Annotated in this window: 4 protein-coding genes; 3 read left to right on the top strand and 1 reads right to left on the bottom strand. The window is 51.8% G+C overall.

What is annotated here, in order from left to right:
• Window positions 1–759 precede the first annotated feature (759 nt).
• From POG22_RS08805 to POG22_RS08795, 3 genes are all read left to right on the top strand, one after another.
• Complete coding sequence (locus POG22_RS08805) at window positions 760–1101, top strand: hypothetical protein (protein WP_498904788.1); 342 nt, start codon at window positions 760–762, stop codon at window positions 1099–1101.
• 93 nt (window positions 1102–1194) lie between these two features.
• Window positions 1195–1563, top strand: coding sequence for a hypothetical protein (locus POG22_RS08800; RefSeq protein ID WP_498904786.1), 369 nt, complete (start codon window positions 1195–1197; stop codon window positions 1561–1563).
• A gap of 169 nt (window positions 1564–1732) precedes the next feature.
• On the top strand, window positions 1733–2206 hold the full coding sequence (locus tag POG22_RS08795; RefSeq protein ID WP_498904785.1) for an Hsp20/alpha crystallin family protein: 474 nt from the start codon (window positions 1733–1735) through the stop codon (window positions 2204–2206).
• Between the two features lie 437 nt (window positions 2207–2643).
• Here POG22_RS08795 and POG22_RS08790 read toward each other — a convergent pair whose 3' ends face one another.
• Window positions 2644–3861, bottom strand: coding sequence for a 2,3-bisphosphoglycerate-independent phosphoglycerate mutase (locus POG22_RS08790; protein ID WP_498904783.1), 1218 nt, complete (start codon window positions 3859–3861; stop codon window positions 2644–2646).
• Window positions 3862–4270 lie beyond the last annotated feature (409 nt).

Genomic DNA, 4270 nt, shown 5'->3' with positions numbered 1-4270 from the left:
CTACCAAGATTCGTCGCAGCGCTCCAACCATAGCCAATAGGCTTGGTTGGTGGTGAAGCGGCGGTGAGTTTCGGTGCATCCCCCGAACAATGCGATAGCGAGAGAAGGGGATAGCGCCGAAACGAACAAACTGGTAAAATTGCCTTACCGGAAACGGTCTTTAAGATCCTAAGGGTATGGTTCGGAGCACCCGAAAAACCCGTGGTAGAGGTAAACCACAAAATCGCCAGTTGGTGTTGCCAAGAGAATTTGATTCTCGCTTATGTCTGCGGTGGGGCGCATCGTGGACGTTAAACAAACAGCCTGTGAAGGCGTTCTGACCGGGGGTATTCGGGCTTGCTCGTTTATCTAGGCATGAGCCAGTGAAACAGGAATCTCCGACCATACCCGCTAGGGTTGGGGGGAGAGCGTCAATTTAGCGTGGCAGTTAACGCCACGTTTTTTATTTTATTTTTATATTTTAGCGACTAGAAATCGTAAATTTTTTTTACAACTGTTGCTCGCAAACAGTTGCGTATCGCGAGACTGAGTACAATGGCAGAAAGCGATCGAAAATTGGATTTTCGAGACCGTGTACGAACGAACCCGTAAGCTTGGAAACGTCAATCTGTGCCATAAGTGGGGTGTGAGGAAAACTCGCACCCTTTTTGTTTTGAGGTTAGCACTCTCCGTCTCGAAGTGCTAAAGTCCAACGGTCTCGATCGCTCCTTTTAAAATATTGGCGATCGCAGTTTCCACAGTCTCGTTTTTGTCGTGGCTATGACCTACACCTTTGACTTTGAAATCGTGACCGTCACCCCGGTTTTAAACTTTTTCAACCACCAACAAGAACACGAAAACAATCCCAAACGCAGCCGAGCTTATCTCGGAAGTTACGACTGTAGCTTAGATGGATTCGTGCGATCGACGGATCTCGTCCATGAAAAGCCCGATTGGGATTGGGACGAAGTCGTCCGGGCGATCGTCAATTTTTGGCTCGAACGCGAAGAGCGAGTTCGCCATTGGAAAACGATCTTTCAAAAATCGGAAGATGACTGTATTGTCGTCGGACGAGTTGCCAATTACAACCGACTTCGCCAAGAATTCGAGTTGCTGTTTTAAGCGATCGCCTCGAGTGTAGAAAGCGATCGCAAACAGAACGAAACCTTTGACGCGATCGAAACGTCAATCGTCTCAAAGGCCAGTTCGATCCCCATGCAACGCTTCATCCTCGTCCTTTTAACGATTGTTGGAATTCCCCTCACCCCGATCTCTCCCACCCTCGCCGAAAACCGCGAAGACGTAGTCAGACGCTGTCTCAACGGCTTGTTGTACACCGAAATCGACTACAACGGCGATCCGGGCTTTGAAACCCAGCGCACCATCGTCAGTCAGTCATCTGCGGCGTTGGCGTGTCAAGGCGTTCGGAGCCGACGACAAGCCCTCGAGATTCGGCGGTGCGTGCTGGGAGTGCTGTACGACGATATCGACTACGACGGAAGCCCCGGCTTCAACGCACGACGGACGGAAATCGCACCCGAAGCCGCCGCACGCGCCTGTCAGATTTGTCCCTACGGACTTTGAGATTTCGGAGAACCGAATTTCGAGTGAGGCGAACCGAATTTCGGCAAGTTTCCTAGTAAAGTACGGTTGTCTGCATTTTCATTTCGAGCGGTGCGATCGCACAATAAAACTGTCCGCAGAAAACCAGCTAATAGAGAGAGAAACACAGCCTAAATTAGAGGAGGCAGTTATGCGATTCTACACCGTCAATCCCTTTGAAGAACTCGATCGCATCGAACGTCAACTCAATCGCGTTTTTAGCGAAGTTTCTGGAGAAAATTATTCTCGAAACTGGTCGATCGCCGTCGAACTCGAAGAACGTCCCGAGGCGTTTCTATTACGGGCGTTAGTTCCAGCGATCGATCGCGACGATCTCGACATTGAAGTCACCCGCGACAAAGTCTCGATCGCCGGTGAATATCGCAAACGGGAACCTAAAGACGACAAACATCGTTTTTACAGCGAATTTCCGATCGGTAAATTCCGCCGCACGATCGACTTACCCGAACCCATCACCAACAGCGACGTAAAAGCCGAATATCGAGATGGCATCTTGACGCTGATGTTACCGAAAGCTCCTGAAGCCGTTCATCGCGTCGTGAAAGTCAACTTACTCGACACCCCAGAACCGAAACAAATCGAAGCAGAAACCACCGAAGGCTAAGAGAAACCGCCATCGTGTCAAGCTGCTGAAGTGGAACGTCGAGAACAGAGATAACTCGAAACAGATTTAACCTGCATCGCAATTGAGTTCGATACACCCGCATCCAGCGGGTGTTTTTTTGTGCGTGTGTCGATACCCCATCGATCGGTTTTCCCTCCCACCTGGAAAGAATTCGGTACGTCAGGTTCGGGAGATTTCCCGTTTCCTTTTTCGGTTTTCCAATGTGACGTACCCTTGTATGTGGGTGGTGCGCCTCTTTCAGGGAAGAGTTAAGAGTTAAAGAGGAATTCCCACTCTACACTCTGCCCTCTGCACTCTATACCGATCGACACGCACCCTTGTATGTTGGCGGTGTACATTGGCGGTGCGTGACAGAGCGATCGCTCTCAAGCGTTCCACCCTATTTTTCAAGTCACGCACCCTACGGCGACTGTAAATTACGCTCCAAACTTCTGGAGGCGTCCGGCGTGGGCGAGTGCCAAACCCATCAAGTGCGTACCGGGACGAGTTCCCAATACACCGCTAGCACAGGCGTATTCATCAAAACGCGAGACGTTATCGACTCGGGCCGATCGCGCGCGAATGGCTAGGGGAACGGGATGCCAACTGTGGCCGCCGAGAACGGCTGGGGTAGAGTGGTCGGCTGTAATGGCGATGGTGTCGGCGTCGAGGTCGGTGACGTGGGGTAAAAGGCGATCGACTTCTTCGATGACGTTGACTTTACCGTCGAAGTTTGCGTCTTCGCCACGACTGTCGGAGTGCTTGACGTGGAGGAAGTAGAAATCGTAATCGTCGCTGTAGTGCGATCGCAACGCCTCGAAACGCTCTTTCATACCGCCGGGTCGCGGAACGACATCCATTCCCAACAGGCGACTGACACCGCGATACATGGGATAGTCGGCAATGCACACTCCTCGCAAACCGAAGCGATCGCGCAGAGATGGGAGGGGTTCGTAGCGTTGAAACCCGCGCATGAGAATTGCGTTGGCGGGATGTTCGTCGGCGAGAACCTCGCGAACGTTTTCCAGAAACGACTGGACGAGTTTGGCGGTTTGGCGGGAGTTTTCGTTTTTCGGTTGTGGGGGATTCGGCGTCGTTCCGGTGGTTTGGGGGTCGGTATCTTGTAGTCTACCGTCGAGACCTCGACCTCGCAGGACGAAGACAGCGCGGTGTTCGCTGACGGTTTGGAAGAAAAACTCACCCTCGAAGTCGTCGAGTCGCACGCGATCGCAAATCTTGTCGCACAAGCGTCGGTTCGTCTCCGTGTCGATGCGTCCGGCGCGGCGATCGGTCACTCGGCCGTCGTCGTCTACTGTCGCGAAGTTGACTCGTGCGGCGATGTCGTTGGGTTGGAGGTCGAAATCGCTGCCCAATGCTGAGAGGACGCCCCGTCCGATGTCGTGTTGTAGCGGGTCGTAACCGAACAAGGCGAGGTGTCCCGGACCGCTACCGGGGGTGATACCCGGACCGACGATTTCGAGTTGTCCGCAACTGGCGGCTTTGGCGAAGCGATCGAGGTTGGGGGTTTCGGCGACTTGTAGTTCCGTCCCGCCTTTATCGGGGTCGGGTAGTCCGCCGACGCCGTCGAGGACGAGGTACAGAATTTTTCCACCTCGGTTCCAAGCGAGTTTTTCCCAAACGGTGCTGATATCCATAGCGATCGCTGCTCCTCTTTTTGACGAGTCTTTAGAGATTTTCAAAGGTTGTAAGGTCAGTCTCGTTCTACTATAGGAAGTTGTTGGAATTCGGACATCTGAAACTGGATAGAGGTTTAAATACGGTGCGATCGCGAGTTGAATTGTTTGCTCGATATTTATGCCTTTTGATATAGCTCGACGGACAGACACACCGCAATCGCTCTACTTAAAATTACTTTAGAATCGTTAAAAATAGAAATTCTGGCGAGTTTTAACTTCAATCGATCGGGTGCATCTCACTTTTGCAAAAACATCAGTTTGGGGTGGCAAAATTCCCGATTAGCACTTCTGGTATAAGATCCCCGGCATCTTGGAGATGCCGGGGATCTGGAAATTGAGTGCGCCCAATTCGATGAATTTACATTTT

The sequence above is a fragment of the Geitlerinema sp. CS-897 genome, assembly GCF_028368005.1.
GTDB classification, from domain to species: domain Bacteria; phylum Cyanobacteriota; class Cyanobacteriia; order Cyanobacteriales; family Geitlerinemataceae; genus Baaleninema; species Baaleninema simplex.
The sequence above is the reverse complement of the archived record's forward strand: the minus strand, read 5'-3'. Positions and strand labels throughout refer to the sequence as shown.

Bases quoted from the DNA above. Each gene is read 5' to 3' on its own strand.
- POG22_RS08805 (WP_498904788.1), top strand. From the start codon at position 760: ATGACCTACACCTTTGACTTTGAAATCGTGACCGTCACCCCGGTTTTA.
- POG22_RS08790 (WP_498904783.1), bottom strand. From the start codon at position 3,861: ATGGATATCAGCACCGTTTGGGAAAAACTCGCTTGGAACCGAGGTGGA.
- POG22_RS08800 (WP_498904786.1), top strand. From the start codon at position 1,195: ATGCAACGCTTCATCCTCGTCCTTTTAACGATTGTTGGAATTCCCCTC.
- POG22_RS08795 (WP_498904785.1), top strand. From the start codon at position 1,733: ATGCGATTCTACACCGTCAATCCCTTTGAAGAACTCGATCGCATCGAA.